The sequence below is a fragment of the Catalinimonas locisalis genome (genome assembly GCF_038039535.1).
Lineage (GTDB): Bacteria > Bacteroidota > Bacteroidia > Cytophagales > Cyclobacteriaceae > Catalinimonas.
Window position 1 is genome coordinate 1 of sequence record NZ_JBBPHP010000031.1, and the last position, 17,057, is coordinate 17,057.

General features: G+C 43.9%; 16 protein-coding genes. 15 read left to right on the plus strand and 1 reads right to left on the minus strand.

Translation table 11 applies throughout. From position 1 onward, the window contains the following. Positions 1 to 114 precede the first annotated feature (114 nt). The 7 genes from WJR50_RS25140 (at position 115) to WJR50_RS25170 (ending at position 6,497) form a co-directional block, all read left to right on the plus strand. On the plus strand, positions 115 to 1,023 hold the full coding sequence (locus WJR50_RS25140) for a TatD family hydrolase (protein WP_341296064.1): 909 nt from the start codon (positions 115 to 117) through the stop codon (positions 1,021 to 1,023). A gap of 38 nt (positions 1,024 to 1,061) precedes the next feature. After that, complete coding sequence (locus tag WJR50_RS25145) at positions 1,062 to 1,280, plus strand: hypothetical protein (RefSeq protein WP_341296065.1); 219 nt, start codon at positions 1,062 to 1,064, stop codon at positions 1,278 to 1,280. Beyond that, complete coding sequence (locus WJR50_RS25150) at positions 1,280 to 1,651, plus strand: type II toxin-antitoxin system VapC family toxin (protein ID WP_341296066.1); 372 nt, start codon at positions 1,280 to 1,282, stop codon at positions 1,649 to 1,651. Before WJR50_RS25145 ends, WJR50_RS25150 begins: the two co-directional genes overlap by 1 nt. Before the next feature lie 99 nt (positions 1,652 to 1,750). Then, positions 1,751 to 2,644, plus strand: a complete 894-nt coding sequence (gene eboC, locus WJR50_RS25155) for a UbiA-like protein EboC (protein WP_341296067.1) — start codon at positions 1,751 to 1,753, stop codon at positions 2,642 to 2,644. A 96-nt stretch (positions 2,645 to 2,740) separates the two neighbouring features. Next, complete coding sequence (locus tag WJR50_RS25160; RefSeq protein ID WP_341296068.1) at positions 2,741 to 3,886, plus strand: 3-dehydroquinate synthase; 1,146 nt, start codon at positions 2,741 to 2,743, stop codon at positions 3,884 to 3,886. Positions 3,887 to 3,909: 23 nt separating this feature from the next. Further along, on the plus strand, positions 3,910 to 5,127 hold the full coding sequence (eboE, locus tag WJR50_RS25165; protein WP_341296069.1) for a metabolite traffic protein EboE: 1,218 nt from the start codon (positions 3,910 to 3,912) through the stop codon (positions 5,125 to 5,127). Continuing rightward, the gene (locus WJR50_RS25170; RefSeq protein ID WP_341296070.1) at positions 5,124 to 6,497 is read left to right on the plus strand and encodes an alkaline phosphatase family protein; all 1,374 of its coding nucleotides are present in this window, start codon (positions 5,124 to 5,126) and stop codon (positions 6,495 to 6,497) included. The genes eboE and WJR50_RS25170 overlap by 4 nt, the downstream gene beginning before the upstream one ends. 34 nt (positions 6,498 to 6,531) lie before the next feature. Here the strand turns inward: WJR50_RS25170 and WJR50_RS25175 are convergent, their stop codons facing one another. Continuing rightward, positions 6,532 to 6,999, minus strand: a complete 468-nt coding sequence (locus WJR50_RS25175; RefSeq protein ID WP_341296071.1) for a ferritin-like domain-containing protein — start codon at positions 6,997 to 6,999, stop codon at positions 6,532 to 6,534. A 317-nt stretch (positions 7,000 to 7,316) separates the two neighbouring features. On the opposite strand from WJR50_RS25175, the gene WJR50_RS25180 reads away from it, so the two are divergent. The 8 genes from WJR50_RS25180 (at position 7,317) to WJR50_RS25215 (ending at position 17,048) form a co-directional block, all read left to right on the plus strand. Then, positions 7,317 to 8,573 carry a mechanosensitive ion channel family protein gene (locus WJR50_RS25180; RefSeq protein ID WP_341296072.1) on the plus strand — a complete coding sequence of 419 codons (1,257 nt, stop codon included), beginning with the start codon at positions 7,317 to 7,319 and terminating at the stop codon, positions 8,571 to 8,573. 168 nt (positions 8,574 to 8,741) lie between these two features. Next, positions 8,742 to 9,962, plus strand: coding sequence for an ATP-grasp domain-containing protein (locus tag WJR50_RS25185; protein ID WP_341296073.1), 1,221 nt, complete (start codon positions 8,742 to 8,744; stop codon positions 9,960 to 9,962). A gap of 8 nt (positions 9,963 to 9,970) precedes the next feature. Beyond that, positions 9,971 to 11,968: a hypothetical protein gene (locus tag WJR50_RS25190; protein ID WP_341296074.1), complete on the plus strand. Its 1,998-nt coding sequence runs from the start codon at positions 9,971 to 9,973 to the stop codon at positions 11,966 to 11,968. Then, positions 11,962 to 13,119 carry an alanine racemase gene (alr, locus tag WJR50_RS25195; protein ID WP_341296075.1) on the plus strand — a complete coding sequence of 386 codons (1,158 nt, stop codon included), beginning with the start codon at positions 11,962 to 11,964 and terminating at the stop codon, positions 13,117 to 13,119. The genes WJR50_RS25190 and alr overlap by 7 nt, the downstream gene beginning before the upstream one ends. Before the next feature lie 101 nt (positions 13,120 to 13,220). Continuing rightward, positions 13,221 to 13,829 carry a hypothetical protein gene (locus WJR50_RS25200; RefSeq protein WP_341296076.1) on the plus strand — a complete coding sequence of 203 codons (609 nt, stop codon included), beginning with the start codon at positions 13,221 to 13,223 and terminating at the stop codon, positions 13,827 to 13,829. Between the two features lie 66 nt (positions 13,830 to 13,895). After that, on the plus strand, positions 13,896 to 14,234 hold the full coding sequence (locus tag WJR50_RS25205; RefSeq protein ID WP_341296077.1) for a cupin domain-containing protein: 339 nt from the start codon (positions 13,896 to 13,898) through the stop codon (positions 14,232 to 14,234). A 206-nt stretch (positions 14,235 to 14,440) separates the two neighbouring features. Next, the gene (locus tag WJR50_RS25210) at positions 14,441 to 15,208 is read left to right on the plus strand and encodes a sterol desaturase family protein (protein WP_341296078.1); all 768 of its coding nucleotides are present in this window, start codon (positions 14,441 to 14,443) and stop codon (positions 15,206 to 15,208) included. Further along, a complete protein-coding gene (locus tag WJR50_RS25215; protein WP_341296079.1) occupies positions 15,201 to 17,048 on the plus strand; it encodes a beta-ketoacyl-ACP synthase III in 1,848 nt (615 codons plus the stop codon). Before WJR50_RS25210 ends, WJR50_RS25215 begins: the two co-directional genes overlap by 8 nt. Positions 17,049 to 17,057 lie beyond the last annotated feature (9 nt).

Consider the following 17,057-nt stretch of genomic DNA (forward strand, 5'->3'; position numbering starts at 1 on the left):
TAAAACTGCCTTTGCCTATTTGAATGATATAAAGCAAGGATTAGGTATCAGCTTAGTTGCGTAACTTCAGTTATTAAATAGAAAAACCTCAAACTTTTAACTTACAATTAATTCATGCAATTCATAGATCCACATATACACGTAACTTCCCGTACTACAGACGACTACGAAGCTATGCAGGCAGCGGGAATTGTTGCTATCATAGAGCCTGCTTTCTGGCTGGGCCAGCCCCGCACCAAAGTGGGTAGCTTTCAGGATTATTTTAATAGCCTGGTAGGTTTTGAAAGGTTCAGAGCCAGCCAGTTTGGCATCAAGCATTACTGTACCATAGGACTTAACTCTAAAGAAGCCAACAATGAACGGCTGGCAGAGCAGGTAATGGAATTGTTGCCCCTCTATGTAGGTAAAGAAGGCGTAGTGGCCGTGGGAGAAATTGGCTACGACGACCAAACGCCAGCAGAAGATAAGTATTACCGAATGCAGTTGGAATTGGCCAAAGAAGTGGTTATGCCGGTGATGATCCACACGCCCCACCGAGATAAAAAGCGTGGTACAACCCGCAGTATGGACGTGGCTATTGAGCACGGGCTAGCGCCTAATATGGTGGTAGTAGATCATAACAATGAAGAAACGGTAAAAGAAGTGCTGGACCGTGGATTCTGGGCAGCTTTTACCATTTATCCGCACACCAAAATGGGCAGTGAGCGTATGGTAGAAATTGTGAAGCAGTACGGTACGGAGCGTATTATCGTAGATAGCGCTGCCGACTGGGGCGTAAGCGATCCTTTGGCCGTGCCTAAAACTGCAAAACTCATGCTGGAAAAAGGAATTTCTGAAGCGGATGTACATAAGGCTTGTTATCAGAATGCATTGGAGGCGTACAGCCAGAGTGGACAAATGAAAGAAAGTGACTGGCAACAAGGCGTCGCTATAGATCAGCGAGAAAAATATTCTGGTAATAGTGTGCTACGTGGAGGCCAAACCCCAAAAGTCAAAGGCTCATCCGGTATTGTAGAAAATTAAGGTGTAAAGTATTTTGTTGATGTGAAAAAACATATGGAATGATCGCATTAAAAGGTATTTATCATAAAGGCAAGCTTATTCTAGATAAAGCAGTAGACTCAGACAAGCCATTAAAAGTAATCGTTACCTTCCTGGAGGAAGAGGCTGAAATGAAACAAAAGAAAAGAGAGTTTTCTTTTAAAAAATCACGAAAGTTATTGGCTGATTATAAAGGCTCTTTTAGTGATGCTGTAATTGAGGAAAGAAACCAGGAATAATGAATCTTTTTTTAGATACCTCTACATTATTCAAGCTCTATCATGAAGAAGAAGGGACAAAGGAGATAGATCAGTTTATTGAAAGTAATGATGTAGACCATTTTTATGTTTCTGAAATTACGAAGGTAGAATTTACTTCCGCTGTATTTAAGAAAGTCAGAATGAATGAAATCACAAATGAACAGGCTAAAGGTTTAATTAAGCTTTTTGCTAAGGATTGGAAAAATTTTACGGTCATAGAATTTAACTCCGAATTATTTGATAAAGCAGCAAGCTTGTTAGAAATGCATTGGGAAAGAGGGCTTAGAACATTGGATGCTATCCAATTAGCAAGTGCATTGGCTGTGAAAAAAGGATATTCATGTGGCTAAAACAAATGACATTAAGCTGGCGGAAGTAATGAATATAGAAGGTATAAAAACACAGTAAATGAATCTGAATACTGCGGGCTTAAGCGAGATAAAGAAGAGATGAAAAAACTCATTGCTCATATCAAACTGATGCGCCCGGCCAATGTAATCACTGCCATAGCGGATATTATGGCGGGTTTTGCTGCTTCTGGTCTGGCCATACAGTGGATTGACAATGGCGATCATAGCGAACCTTTGATGTGGCTGGTTCTGGCTACTATTGGCTTGTATGCGGGAGGCGTGGTATTTAATGATGTATTTGATGCTGAACTGGACCGTATAGAACGACCGGAAAGGCCCATACCCAGTGGCGATGCCAGTTTAGTAAGTGCAAGTCTTTTGGGCGCTTTGCTACTGGCTTTAGGTGTGTTATCCGCCTGGATGATATCAATGATCAGTTTACTCATTGCTTTTCTGGTGGCCGCCTGCGCTCTGCTGTATGATGCCTGGGGGAAACATCAGAACATCTGGGGCCCTATCAATATGGGGATGTGCCGGGGAGGGAATCTACTTTTAGGAGTAAGCGTAGTTCCTGGAGTTATCGCAGAGGTTTGGTACATCAGCCTGATTCCGATTATTTACATAGCAGCCATCACCATGATCAGCCGGGGCGAGGTGCATGGAGGAAATAAGCAGGCCATAGGTGCTGCGGCTTTTATGTACGGCTTGATTTTCATCTGCATATTTCTTTTAGCATTTGTATTCAATCAAGCATACTGGCAGGTACTTCCTTTTCTGGCCCTGCTGGCCTACTTTATATTCCCTCCTCTCTTCAAAGCACTGAGAAACCCTGAGCCACGCTTAGTAGGCCTGGCGGTCAAAGCGGGTGTCCTTTCCCTTATCATATTGGATGCCGCACTGGCTACTGCTTTTGCCGGCTGGCTTTATGGACTCATCATTGTGCTGCTGTTTCCGATCTCTCGTCTGGTAGGAAGGGCCTTTGCGGTAACCTAAACATTGTGCTTTTCAGGCACTTTTAGTAAAGATTCGCAGTTATTTTTGTAACATAACTATTATCTTGCAATCTATCGTTCTGATTAATACGAGTACATGAAATCCATACAGCAGTCTTTTAGTGTCCCCTTTCAATACCAGGTTTTATTTACTGAAAAACTCTTTCATAAAAATAATTCACTCTTAGCCGACCTTATCAGAAGCCAGCAAAAGCCTAAAGTCTATTATGTGCTGGATAGTGGTGTGGCGGAAGCCCATCCGGCATTGCTACAGCAGCTCAGTGAGCATTCCCAGCATCACGCAGATGACTTTATTTTATGTGCTGAACCTATGATAGTACCGGGAGGTGAGCAGGCTAAAAATGATACCAAGCTGCTGCAGCAAATTGTAGAAGCTACCCATACTTATGGCATTGACCGCCACTCCTACATCATTGCTATAGGCGGAGGTGCAGTGCTTGACCTGGTAGGTTTTGCCAGCGCGGTAGCGCACAGAGGCATACGGCATATCAGGATTCCGACTACCGTACTATCGCAGAACGACTCCGGTGTGGGGGTGAAAAACGGAATTAACTATTTTGGTAAGAAAAATTATCTGGGCAGCTTCGCCCCTCCATTCGCTGTAATCAACGATTCTGACTTTCTCTCTACGCTGGATGATCGTGACTGGAGAGCAGGAATTTCAGAAGCCATCAAAGTAGCATTGATTAAAGACAAGGTCTTTTTCAAGCAACTGGAAGAAGATGCGGAAGCCTTAGCCAGCCGTGAAGCTAAGCCTATGCAGGAACTTATCTACCGCTGTGCGGAGCTCCACCTGGATCATATCGCCGGGGGAGATCCTTTTGAAATGGGTTCATCCCGCCCCCTGGATTTCGGACACTGGGCCGCCCATAAGTTGGAGCAAATCACAAATTATGAGGTGCGTCATGGGGAAGCCGTAGCGATAGGCATTGCCTTGGACGTCACCTATTCTCATCTGAAAGGTATGATCAGTAAAGAAGATCTGCACAGAGTAATTCATTTGCTGAAAGTGCTGGGCTTTACACTATATATTCCCCAAATGGAGCAAAAAGAAATCGTGCAGGGTTTGCAGGAATTCAGAGAGCACCTTGGTGGCGAACTTACCATCATGTTGTTGGAAGCCATTGGAAAAGGCGTAGAAGTACATCAGATGGATGTGGCCCTTATCCGGGAAGCTATCTCACGGCTGGAAGTATTTGAAGAGACCGATCTCATCGTATAGTATATTTTTTTTAATCTTTTTTTATGAAACTGAATAAGCAGTATCAACTTACCTATTGTACCAACATTCATCCGGGCGAAGACTGGGATAGCGTGATGCAGACCCTGGATATTTATGTGCCCAGAATCAAAGCAGCCCTTTCTCCTGATACACCTTTTGGCATTGGCTTACGCTTGTCACGGCAGGCAGCAGAGCAGTTGAAAAATGCCCATCATCTGGCCACTTTCAAAAACTGGTTGGCGGCCAACGACTGCTACGTGTTTACTATGAACGGTTTTCCTTACGGAGGTTTTCACCGTCAGCGGGTGAAGGATGAAGTGCATCAGCCCGACTGGACTACCGAAGAACGTTATGAATATACCCGCAACCTCTTCAATATTCTGACCGAACTTCTGCCCGATGCCGTGGATGGAGGAATTTCTACTTCTCCCATTTCCTACAAATATTGGCATAACAGTCAGGAAGAAATCAGTGCTGCTATGGAGAAAGGCGTAAAATATTTGAGCAAAATTGCCTGGCAACTACACGAGATCAGAAAAAAAAATGGCCGGTTTCTCCATTTGGATATTGAGCCGGAGCCGGACGGACTGTTAGAAGATACTGAAACCACGGTACATTTTTATCAGGAACATCTGCTGCCTCATGGTATTCAATATCTGGAAGAGAAGCATGGCATGAGTGTAGAGGAAGCAGAAGAATGTTTGCGAGAGCATATTCGTGTCTGCTATGATGTCTGCCATTTTGCAGTGATGTATGAAGAGCCGGAAGCTGTATTTCAACGTTTTGAGAGAGAAGATATACGCATCGGTAAAGTGCAGATCAGCGCCGCCCTGAAAGCAAATCTTCCACAGCGTTCAGAAGATCGCAAACTTACCGAGCAAGCCTTTCGTGATCTGTCAGAATCTACTTACTTACATCAGGTAGTGGCTGCCGGGCAGAATGGTGAACGTCAGCAGTATCCAGACCTACCGGATGCCTTGGAGCATATCAACAATACTCAGTATCAGGAATGGAGAACGCATTTTCACGTGCCGGTCTTTTTAGAAAATTACGGCTTGCTACAATCTACCCAGGACGATGTGCTCAAGACTTTTCAGTACCTGCAAACTCACCCGGTCACGCACCATCTGGAAGTAGAAACTTATACCTGGGAGGTGCTGCCGGAGGACATTCGCATAGAGTTGGGAGAGTCCATCGCTAGAGAATTACATTGGGTAAGAGAAAATTTTGAGCAGGTATGAAGAAAACGGTTGTCATCAATGTAGTAGCCCTATCCCCACGCCTGATTGGGGAACACACTCCTTTCTTAAAGCAGTGGAGAGACAAAGGCAGGCAAGTATCTATTGACCCGGTACTGCCGGCGGTTACCTGTAGCTCCCAGTACACTTATCTGACTGGGAAACATCCTGAAGAGCACGGTATTGTGGGTAATGGCTGGTACTTTAAGGATGAGTGTGAAATCAAGTTCTGGCGTCAGTCCAATCATCTGGTACAATCCCCTAAAATCTGGGAGGAGGCTAAGAAAGCCGATCCCAATTTTACCTGTGCCAATATGTTTTGGTGGTACAATATGTACTCCAGCGCAGATTATTCGGTAACTCCTCGTCCGCTTTACCCTTCCGATGGGCGCAAGCTACCGGATATCTATTCGCACCCTATGGATATGCGAGATCGTCTGCAGCAGGAGTTGGGGCAGTTTCCGCTCTTTAGCTTCTGGGGACCCAATGCCAACATCAGTTCTACCCGCTGGATCGCTGATGCCAGTAAAAAAGTAGAAGAATGGCATAATCCAACCCTTACGCTTATTTATCTGCCCCATCTGGATTATAATTTGCAGCGCTGTGGCATTGATTTTAGCAAAATCGCCAAAGATCTTAGAGAGATTGATGATGTATGTAAAGACCTGATCACTTTTTACGAGTCAAGAGGTGCTCAGGTGATGCTTTTGTCAGAATACGGCATAACAGATGTAAACCATCCGGTACATATCAATCGGGCACTGCGGAAAAAAGGTTGGATTACCATTAAAGAAGAGCTTGGCTTGGAAAGACTGGATGCCGGGGCCAGCCGTGCCTTTGCTGTGGCAGATCATCAACTGGCTCATGTGTATGTTAATGATAAAAGCATAATGCAGGAGGTGAAACAGCTATTGGAAGATCTACCTGGCGTAGAACTGGTGCTGGATGAAGAAGGCAAAAACCAATATCATATCAATCACGATCGTGCCGGTGATTTTGTAGTAGTGGCCGATAAAGATTCCTGGTTTACCTATTACTATTGGCTTGAGGATAAAAAAGCGCCCGACTTTGCCCGTACTGTCGACATTCACCAGAAACCCGGTTATGATCCGGTAGAAGTGTTTGCTGATCCTGACATCAAATTTCTGAAAGCTAAAGTTGGGATGAAACTGCTGAAGAAAAAACTGGGCTTCCGCTATTTGATGGACGTAATTCCCGTGGATGCTACGCTGGTAAAAGGCGCTCATGGCCGTATTCCTGAATCGGTAGAAGACCGACCTTTATTAATTAGTCAGGATAAAAGCCTATTGAAAGAAGGCCATATAGCACCTACTGAAGTGTATAATGTGATGATGCAGCATTTACGAAAGTAAAGAATACAGGAGGGGTTTTCCCTCCTGTGTAAATTTATAATACCTCCCCTGCCCCTGCTTCTTCTTCCAGGCTTTCCAGCTCGCTGATGGCGAGTACAATCTGTGCTCGTTGCTCTTCCAGCAATACCTCAGTAGAATCATCCAGTGACTTACTCTTCAGTGCTTTATTGTAGTCTTTCAGAGCAGCCTCTTCACCTCGGATACATTCTTTAAGTACAGCATCTTCATCATTCTCAGCCGTAATTTCAGACTTAAAGTTGATCCAGGCTCTGTGTAATTCACTCATGATACTGGTATCAGAGATGGGTTTACCGCCCAGGTCCAGAATTTCTTCAGCAATATCTATGGCAAAACCCTGTCTTATGTCAGCATTCTGGAGGAGAAAATTACTCAGACGAGAATTTTTCACATTTTCTGCTGCACTACGGTAGCCCTTTTCTGCATCATAGTTTTTCTCCAGTAATTCATTAAGAATATTGATTGATCTTTTATGCTCTTCCATGATTAAAAAAATTAAAAGGGTTGGAAAAAATTGTGTTTAAATAATTCTCAAAACGAGGACTTTACTAAAAGGTTTTTGGTACGCTAAGCCTTTTTTTAAAAGCTACAATTTCCTGTAAAACAGAGGATTTACAGAGAAAATTTTTTTGTTCATCTTTCTATTTACTTGTCTTGATGAATAAAAGTAATTCCCCCAATAATATAACTTTTCTAATATTCTCTGGATAATGAAGAAAGTGCTGAAAATAAACACACCCTCGCCTGCCGAGTTATATGCAAATATGCATCTGTAATTACTCAATAATTTGTGCTCCTTTCATGAAAGCCAGAAATACAAAACAACTCAGCAACAAAAGAACAAGCAGAGGACGTACGCTCAAAAGAACCGTAAGAAGAAAAGGAAAACTGCGCACACGCAGTAGCAAACGACGCATGAGCAGCCGTAAGACTGCCGATCAGGCCAACCAGCAATTGGGCAAATTTCGTCAGGCATCTATTGTGGCAGTAGCCTTTACCATGCTTCTTTTGATGTTTTTTCCCGGAGGAGAGCCTAGCCAGGCACAAGAATCATCCACTGAAGATACCGTTATTGTGGATGAAAAAAGTATCAGCGAAGGTACTTCGGTGGCTGCTGATGAGGCGCTTACTACCGTCCGGGAATTATGGAACGGCTTTTACCAGAATTTGCCAAAGCTGCTCATTTCATTACTGGCATTTTTTCTGGCCTGGGCTTTTTTGAGGCTCTTGCGTCCCTTGATACGCAGGCTTACTCATCGCTGGAACATCTCAAATGCAGTGATCGCTGTGGTTTCTATTTCCGTATGGCTTTTAGCAGCGGGTGTGGCACTTAGTGTATTGGCAGGAGATATTCGGGCACTGGTGGGCTCAGTAGGTTTGGTAGGACTGGCCCTTTCCTGGGCGTTGCAGACACCCATTGAGAGCTTTACCGGCTGGCTGCTCAACTCTTTTCAGGGCTACTATAGCGTAGGAGACCGCATAGCAGTAGGCGAAGTGTTTGGGGATGTATATCAGATAGACTCACTCACCACCACTGTTTGGGAAATCGGGTCTCCCGATCAGCCGGGAGCAGTGCAGGCTGAGCAATCTACCGGAAGGTTAGTAACTTTTCCTAATAACGAAATCCTGACCGGCACAGTAATTAATCTGACAAGGGATTTTCCTTATGTATGGGACGAATTAGCGATACCTATTGCCAATGAGTCAGATATATCTTTGGCACTGGAAGTATTACAAAAGGTGGCGGATGGACTATTGGGAGAGTATATGCTTCAACCGGCTCAGGACTATGCCCAAATCCTTAAAAAATCAAATATCCATGAAACAGTAGCAGAAAAACCTCAGCTGTTCATTTCAGCTACTGACTCCTGGACCAACATAACCATTCGCTATCTGGTAGGTGCTAAAGCGAGGAGAAAATGGAAAAGTGATTTACAGATGGCGGTAAATCAGGAGTTAAGTCAGACGAAGTATAAAAAGAAAATTATCTCCGCTTATGTACGCCACCAATATCAGCCTTTGGATGAGGATGGTCTCCCGATTACTAAAGAATTATGAATAAAAATAGGATTATGAGGAGTTTAAGCAGCCATAAATAAGATAAAGCAGAAAGAAGCAAACACCTATCGTTGCATAGCGTTGTTAATATGTGTACCTACGTACAAGCTATTAACATACACGTGAAACCAATAAGTTTTTTCATCTAACTATAAATTAATATAAGTTATGGCAAATTGTTTTGCACTTTTAGGTTGGAGTTTACCTGTCATTGAAAGCATGCAAAAGCTCAACAAACCTTATGTGGTTGTTTCCTTCCCTGATTTTGAGTCATATGCTCAGGAGAACGATATCCCTTTTGTTTCCTACCAGTTTGATGAGTGGAGCGACAGCTCAAACTCTATTGACCTTGCTGAAAAGCTAAAACCTTTTAATGTAGATGTAGCTGTTCCTTTGTTTGAGGAAACAGTAGAATGGGCTGGCGCGCTCAATTCTATCTACAGAGACGACCCTCGTGTACTCAACCGGGCATTTCTATTCCGTAATAAAGCCATGATGAAGCGTAAAGCGCTGATCGGAGGCTTAAAAGTTGGTTTCTTTGAAGAAGTTCATAACCGTGAACAGGTGCGTGAATTTATGAAAAGGCTTAACCAGGCCAATTTGCAGGTGCCCGGAGAAGAAGATAGCTGGGTACACCTCAAGCCATTTGCGGCGGCTGGTACAGTGGGTCACCGCCTGCTGCGCTCCATGAGTGATATTGACGAAAAAGTAGAAGATACTGACTTCCCCTGCATGGCTGAAAGCCACCTGAGCGGACGCGAGTTCTCCTGCGAGGCTTATATTAATAAAGGAAAAGTGAGGTTCTTAAACATTACGGAATATGTGAAATTAGGCTATTCTAACTTTATTCCAGAAGGGCATTATCTGGAGAGCAAGCGCGAACTCATTCATAAACAAGTGCAGAAGCTGGTAGACATATTCGGCATAGAATATGGTATGATTCACCCCGAGTGGTTCCTTACAGAAAATGATGAGATGAACTTCGGTGAAGTGGCGTGTCGTATTCCCGGAGGCCACATCTTAGAACTGGCCGCTAAAGCTTATGATTTTGATGCGCTGGGTGCTTTTGTATTGTGCCACGATCCTAATATTACGGAAGAGGAGTTGGATGCTATTTTCCCCCCAAAAGGCCATAAGCCGGAAACATATTATGGCAATGTCATGATTTATCCACGTCAGGGACAAATCTCCAAGCTGGAAATACCCGATGAACTTACGGAAGAGCCGTATTTTATAGATCATAATCTGGTGCCTCCATTGAGCACCCAAAAGATCAATTCTCGTGAAGGCTATGGTAATCATTTTGGTACGATTAATTTTAAGGGAGAAGACCCGGATCGTATGACGGAGTTGCTAAAACATTACGAGAACGTAGATTTCTATTTGTAAACCATTGAATGAATAAAGTTATTTTAGTAGAGCAGAATATTGACAACTTCCAACATTCCTATCAGGAGTTTTTGGAAGCCAGTGAATTAACAAAACAGGATAGAGCCACAAAACTCATGAGTCAGGTAGATATACTCAGTCTGACTTTTGAGGGTATAGCATATCTGTATGAAAAGATAGGCTCCCTGGAAAAGGTAGGTATTTTCAAAGGAACTGCCTGGAATGAGCCTAATAAGCTTGTCCCTACCCTGGTAAAGGGAACTTTAAAAAGTGGACACCCAAATTCTTCTATTGAGATACTTAGTGAGCTGCGTATGCTGGCTTATGCCAAAGGAGATATTAAATCCCCTAAGCTAAGTAAGGGAGAAGCCGCCAACTTTCTGGAAGAAGTATTGGTTTATAACCTGGAATTTGTTTTTCAGGAACCAACCGAAGAAGCTCGGATCAATATGAGTGATCGTGAACTGAAAAAAGTACAGCTGCTTTTTAAGTTTTTACTGGAGCATTCTCGCCTGGAAGGTATCAAAGAAAAGCTGGCTGAAGAAATCACCATCATTTGCGAACAACGTCCGGTAGTAACCCGCCCTGCTCGTGAGATCATTAGCTTGGTAAAGAAAAAAGTTCAGTTGGATACCCAGTCAGAGAGTGACAGTACACTGCAAATGTATGTGGATGAATTGTATGCTCCTACTTCAGGTGCGCGTGAACATCAGGATTTGGATGCCTATGAAGCATTTCTAAAACAGGCTTCGCCCGATATATTGGCAAAAGAAGCCTATGAGATAGGAAAATCCATGCGTGCTCATGGCCTGGTCAGTAGCTTTCATGCCAGCTTATTGCTCCATTTGATTGATTCAGAGCAGGATGATTTGGTACCAGCGGCTTTTAACCTTAGCGATACGGGTGAGGCAGAATGGTATCGCCATAAGAAGTTTGTCAGGAAACTGATTAGGGAAGTTATTCATCCAAATAATGCCCAATGTATCTATGGCTTTGCCAAGATGCTGGAGAAAGGACTATTTTCACGTCAGGCAGTACGTGCCGGTCTGGATAATATGCGCCGTATCAGGTTACATCACAAGATAGAAGAGGATATTATTCAGTCTATTGTTCAGAAGCATCCTGATGTAAAAGCCCTACAATATCTCATCGGGGCCCTGATTCGTATTCTTGGCCAACCTTTAGGGGTCGGACAAGGTAACAACCCTACCTGTCAGTCAGCCCGGGGTATTAGTATGTGGAGCCAGCATGCACCCGCCAAACTGATCAATTTGGTGATTACAGCAGCTACGCAAAACAATCTCGCTTTTCGCTTTGAAGGGCAAGAGTTAGAATCCAGTAAACTAGGCAAAGGGCTGGTAGAAAAAATGGATTATAACCTGGATGCAGTCTCGGTAGTGCTGGTACAAAATCTGGATAAGATATATAATGAAATGATGCGCCTGGCATCAGGCCGGGGCGAAGATCCTCACAAATGGGTTAACCCTGCGCTCTATGGACAATGGATACAGGTGGGCTTTGCTTCAGTATATAATTATGTGTTCAATGCTATTCAGGATTTCAAAGGTTTCCAGCGGGTATTTTATGCCTCCTGCCATCCTGATTATAACGGAGGGCATAGGTTAGTCTATCCTAATCCGGTAGGAATTTTCATTACTTCCTCCCGGGGCGATATGCTAGGGTTTCATGCGGTTTCATTATTGCGGATCCGCCGTGATCCGGAAGGTGTAATGCGGGCTTACTTTCTTAACCCTAACAATGAAGGGCGCCAGGACTGGGGGCAGGGTATCAAGCCTTCGGTGTATGATCATGGTGAAAAGCATGGGGAATCATCTTTACCCTTCTATCAGTTTGCTTCACGGGTATATGCTTTTCACTTTAACAGCCTGGAAGTAAAGCAATGGGCAGATAAAGTTCCTGCCCCGGAAATTAAAAAAGTAGAAAAGCTGGCCCGTGAGAGTTGGGGCCGTGCCTATCTTTGGAATGAAATCAAAAAACAATGGTAAAACACTCTTCAAGGATATTATTAAATCAGGCAGCACTCAAAAGCAACATCAATTTTATTAAGAAAAAAACCGGGCCTGAGGTCCGGTTTTCATCCGTAGTAAAGGCCAATGCCTACGGGCATGGCATTCATCAGTTTGTACCCATGGCTGAGGCCTGTGGTGTACGGCATTTTTCAGTGGCTTCAGCCTTTGAGGCAGAAGAGGTACTGGATAGCGTTACTAAGGGTTCCGGTATCATGATCATGGGTATACTGTATGAAGATGATATACCCTGGGCCATTGAAAATGACATTGAATTTTACGTTTATAATTTTGATCGACTTCCCAAGGCTTTGGAAGCAGCCAGGAAGCTGAATAAGAAAGCCAGAATTCATCTGGAAGTAGAAACCGGAGCCAACCGTACCGGCTTGCAGGATGATGAGTTCCCTAAAGCCCTGGAATTCATGAAGGCCCATCAGGACTACTTGATTTTTGAAGGGCTTTGTACGCACTTTGGAGGAGCGGAAAGCTTGTCTAATCAGTTCAAAATTGATCAGCAGCATAAGCGCTATAAGGACTTTTTAAAACTGTGCAAGTCCAAAAAGTTCATGCCTAACTACCGCCATATCGCCTGCTCCGCAGCAGCACTGGCAATGAAAGATACTGTCTATGACATGGTGAGGGTGGGGGTAGCACAATACGGGTTCTGGCCCAGCCCGGATATTTATTACCTCCATTTGCAAGAAGTAGACAAAACTACTGACAAACCACTGAAGCGGATCTTTAGTTGGAAGACAGACATCATGGATATCCGTCATGTAAAAGCCGGAGAGTTTATTGGCTACGGTACCGCTTACCAGGCTACCCAAGACATGGAAGTTGCGGTAATGCCGCTGGGCTATTCCAATGGTTATCCTCGTGCTTTATCCAATCGCGGACATGTATTGATTGGTGGTAAAAAAGCGCCTATTGTAGGCCTGATCAATATGAACCTCTTCATGGTAGACATTACCCACATCCCCGATACAAAAGTAGGAGATGAAGTGGTGCTGGTAGGACGGCAAAAAAATAACGTTATAGGGGTACAGTCTTTTACTAATTTCACCCAATTGGTAAACAATGAAATGCTGAGCCGATTGCCATCAGCTATCCCTAGAGAAGTAGTAAAATAGTTGAGATAGTGGGTGTATAAAATCACCCTTTTTCGCAGTAACTTTTTTGTCTCAGGGCACGATTTATGCCCGCTGACAATCTAAACTTGTCAGTTGAATTTATGAAAAAGTATATCTTTAGCATACTGCTTATCATGCCCTGGGGATGTAACAGCGATGACTGTGGAGATTTGGGAGGAACCCAGTACTACCAGATTACCGATATCAGCCTGGCCAATGTTCGTTTGATAGAGGGGGGATATAGTATAGAGGAAAATATTACAGCCCAGACAGAAATCGCCTATGATCGCTATGGAATTAATCTGATGCCGCTATCGGAAAAAACTAACCAGCCTTCTAAGAAAATATCTGCTGGCTTTTTTCCCGCAGCTTACGCCTGTTCACCAGAACCTCCTCAGCCTACTGAAGAAATCGCTGATATTGCTATTTTTAGCAATGCTGACTATGTACAGGCGAATAGTAGCAAAGTTTTGGCAGCCGGAGATACGCTTAATTCAATTTTCAACATTTATGATTTTTATAGCGGGCGTATTGTGGGTTTGAATGACTTTCTGATTGACGAAAATCTGGAAGCTTCAAATGAAGGGGTTATTTTGCAACCGTCATCAGCCCCGGCACAAGTGCAGTCCCATGAATTTACAGTACATTACCGTCTGGAAAACGGTGAGTTCTATAGCATGACCGGACAAGCTGTTACGCTACTCCCCTAAACAACACCATTCTTCTGAAGTTAAATAAGTAGCAATTATTTTTTTTGAACTTAAAATATAGAAGTTATGGCTGATACAAGCATAAAGAAGATAGATTCAAGTCATTCACCTGAGATGAAGAACGGTGAAAAATTTTTAGCTTCCGGAAAAGGAGTATCCATGCGGATGTGGGAAGATGAATCACCCACTCAGGATAAGCCGGAAGTTAGCCGTCCTTACGAAACAGTGGGCTATGTACTGAAAGGTAAAGCTGAGCTGCATTCCGAAGGACAGGTAGTAACGCTGGAACCTGGCGATTCTTATCTGGTGCCCAAAGAGGCAAAACATACCTACAAAATTCTGGAGCCGTTTTCGGCAGTAGAAGCTACTTCTCCACCATCGCAGGTGCACAATAGGGAAGAATAATTTATTTGAGCGGCGGCAAAATTGTTGCCGCTTTTTTTGTCTAAAAACTGAAAAGAGGTAGCCGTTTACTTTTAATATTATATGATATTTTACTAATTCTTTCAGGTGTATCTTCTGAAAACTTTAAAGAGCCAGGATAACAATTAGATCGAGAAAAAATAGCTTATCTTCATAGTAGGAGTTTTAGCCCAAAATATTGCTATAACATGCTACGCACGCTGGTTGAGGATATCATCTACAGTTACACATATGCTGAGGTAGTAGGCATTACAATCGCTTATTTCCTTGTACTGTACCTTGGTCTTGCTCCTCTTTTTCTGCTAGTCTGTAAGTATTTGTGGAAGAAGAGGTTTTTGCAGAAAATTATTGCCAAAGAAGCCACTCCAAAGCAGATCCGTTTTGAGATCAGGCATTCCCTGCAATCAGTTTTTATCTTCGGTCTGTCAGCCATTCCGCTGGTATGGATGATTCGCCAGGACTGGATCAAGCTTCTGCCAGATAGCTTTGGCTACATTATACTGGGCTTAGTCCTCCTGAGCATCTGGAACGAAATCCACTTCTTTGTCATCCATCGCCTGATGCATCTTCCTTTTTTCATGAGAAAGGTACACTATGTGCATCACCGATCCAATACCCCTACCGTGTATTCCGTCTATAGCTTTCATGGTCTGGAAGCTTTTTTGCTGAGTACTGTTCCATTGACCATCGCACCCTGGATTCCGTTTTCGCCTATGGCTATTTTCTTGTATCCTCTGGTAAGCATACTGTTGAATTTCTGCGGACACTGCAATTACAGATTCGGCAATGGGATGGGTGCAGGCTGGAAAATACTGAGTACGCGACATGCGGAGCACCATCGCAAAGGCAAAAAAAACTATGGCTTTGCCAGCCCTATCCTGGATAATTTAACGGCTTTACATACTTCAAAATCCAAATCCAACGTTTCTAAGAAGCAACAACAGCCCAATGCATAAAGTCTATATCACTTCCCTAGGCACATTTTTGCCCAATGCGCCTGTCTCTAACGATGAGATGGAAGACTATCTGGGCCGCATCAATGGCAAAAGCAGTGCTGTAAAAAGCCGTATGCTCAGGCAAAACGGGATTATGTCCAGACATTATGCTATGGACAAAGCGCAGCAGAGTACCCACTCCAACGCCCAGATGGCTGCCCTGGCTGTAGAACAGGCGCTGGACAAAAGCAATCTTAAGGCGAATGATGTACAATTGCTGGCTACCGGTACTACCCAGGGAGACTTGCCGGTGCCGGGCTTTGCCAGCATGGTACATGGTGAATCGGGTCTGTCCAGATGTGAAGTAGCCAGTTTCCAGAGTGTTTGTGCCAGCGGAATGATGGCCATCAAAAATGCGTATACGCAGATTCATTGCGGAGAAAAACAAAATGCGATCTGTGTAGGCAGTGAATTTGCCAGTCGCCTGTTTAAGGCTTCACGCTATGATGTCCAAAATATGACTTCGGTTCCTTTTGATACAGAATTTCTGCGCTGGATGCTCTCTGATGGCGCCGGTGCATTGGTCTTGGAAAATCATAAAAGAGAGGACGGCTTATCGCTACGGATTGACTGGATAGAACTGACTTCTCATGCCCATCAGTTTCCGGAATGTATGTATACCGGAAAAAACGATAATAAAAACCCTAGTGAGGCTAGCTGGCTGGATTATCCTGATTATACTGCGGCTGCCAATGCCGGAGCCATCAACCTCAAGCAGGACATCCGGCTTTTAGACCAGGTGGTAAAGACTGGTATCGCCCATTATTTTGAACTCATTGATCAGGGAAAAATCAAAGTAGACAATATTGACTGGCTGTGCTGCCACTACTCTTCCGAGTTTTTCAAAGCACCCATCAAAGAGCTGATGGCCAAAGGAGGTGCTTTAATTCCTGACGAAAAGTGGTTCAGCAATCTGAAGACCAAAGGCAATACCGGAGCGGCTTCCATCTACATCATGCTGGAAGAGTTAATGTATTCCGGCAAACTGAAAGCGGGCGATACCATACTGTGTATGGTACCGGAAAGCGGCAGGTTCATCACTTCCTTTATGCAACTTACGGTAGAAGGCGCAGAAAATACTGATAAGGCTTATCCAGTCCGTGAAATTGAAGCGCCTGAACTGGTAGTAAATCAGAATCCAACTTCGGAATGGCTGGTGCGTCAGCTCAGTCAGATCTGGATTGACTTCGAGAGTAAACTGCTCAAAGTACCCATAGTGCGCAAGATTCATGATGGACAGCTAAGCCTGGATGATTATAAACTGTTGCTGATGGATCTGCGTCAGCAGGTGATTGACGGCTCACAGTGGATTTCCCGCGCGGCCTCCAACATCGATATTGAGCTGTTTGAACTGCGGTCCGCGTTTATCAAACATACCGCTACCGAACATAAAGACTATCAGATACTGGAAAAGAACTTCCAGGCATTGGGAGAAGACCTGAGCAAAATTCGCAGCGGACAAAAAAATGTGGGAAGCATAGCGCTTTCTTCTTTTATGTTTCAGCAGGCAAGCAAGCCTAATCCGATAGATTTATTAGGTGCTATGTTTATCATAGAAGGCATTGGAAAAAGATTAGCGGGCTATTGGGGAGAAATGATGAAGGAGCAGTTGAACCTGCAGCAGGATCAGGTATCTTTCTTCACTTATCATGGCGTAGCCGATGAAAATCATTTTCACAATCTGGAGCAGGCGCTCAATCATCCGAAGCTTAATAGGGAGGTAGCGGAAAAAATCGCGAAGACAGCAAAAGTGACTGCCCGCTTATATCAGATGCAACTGGAAGAACTGGGTAACTATTAAAATCTTAAT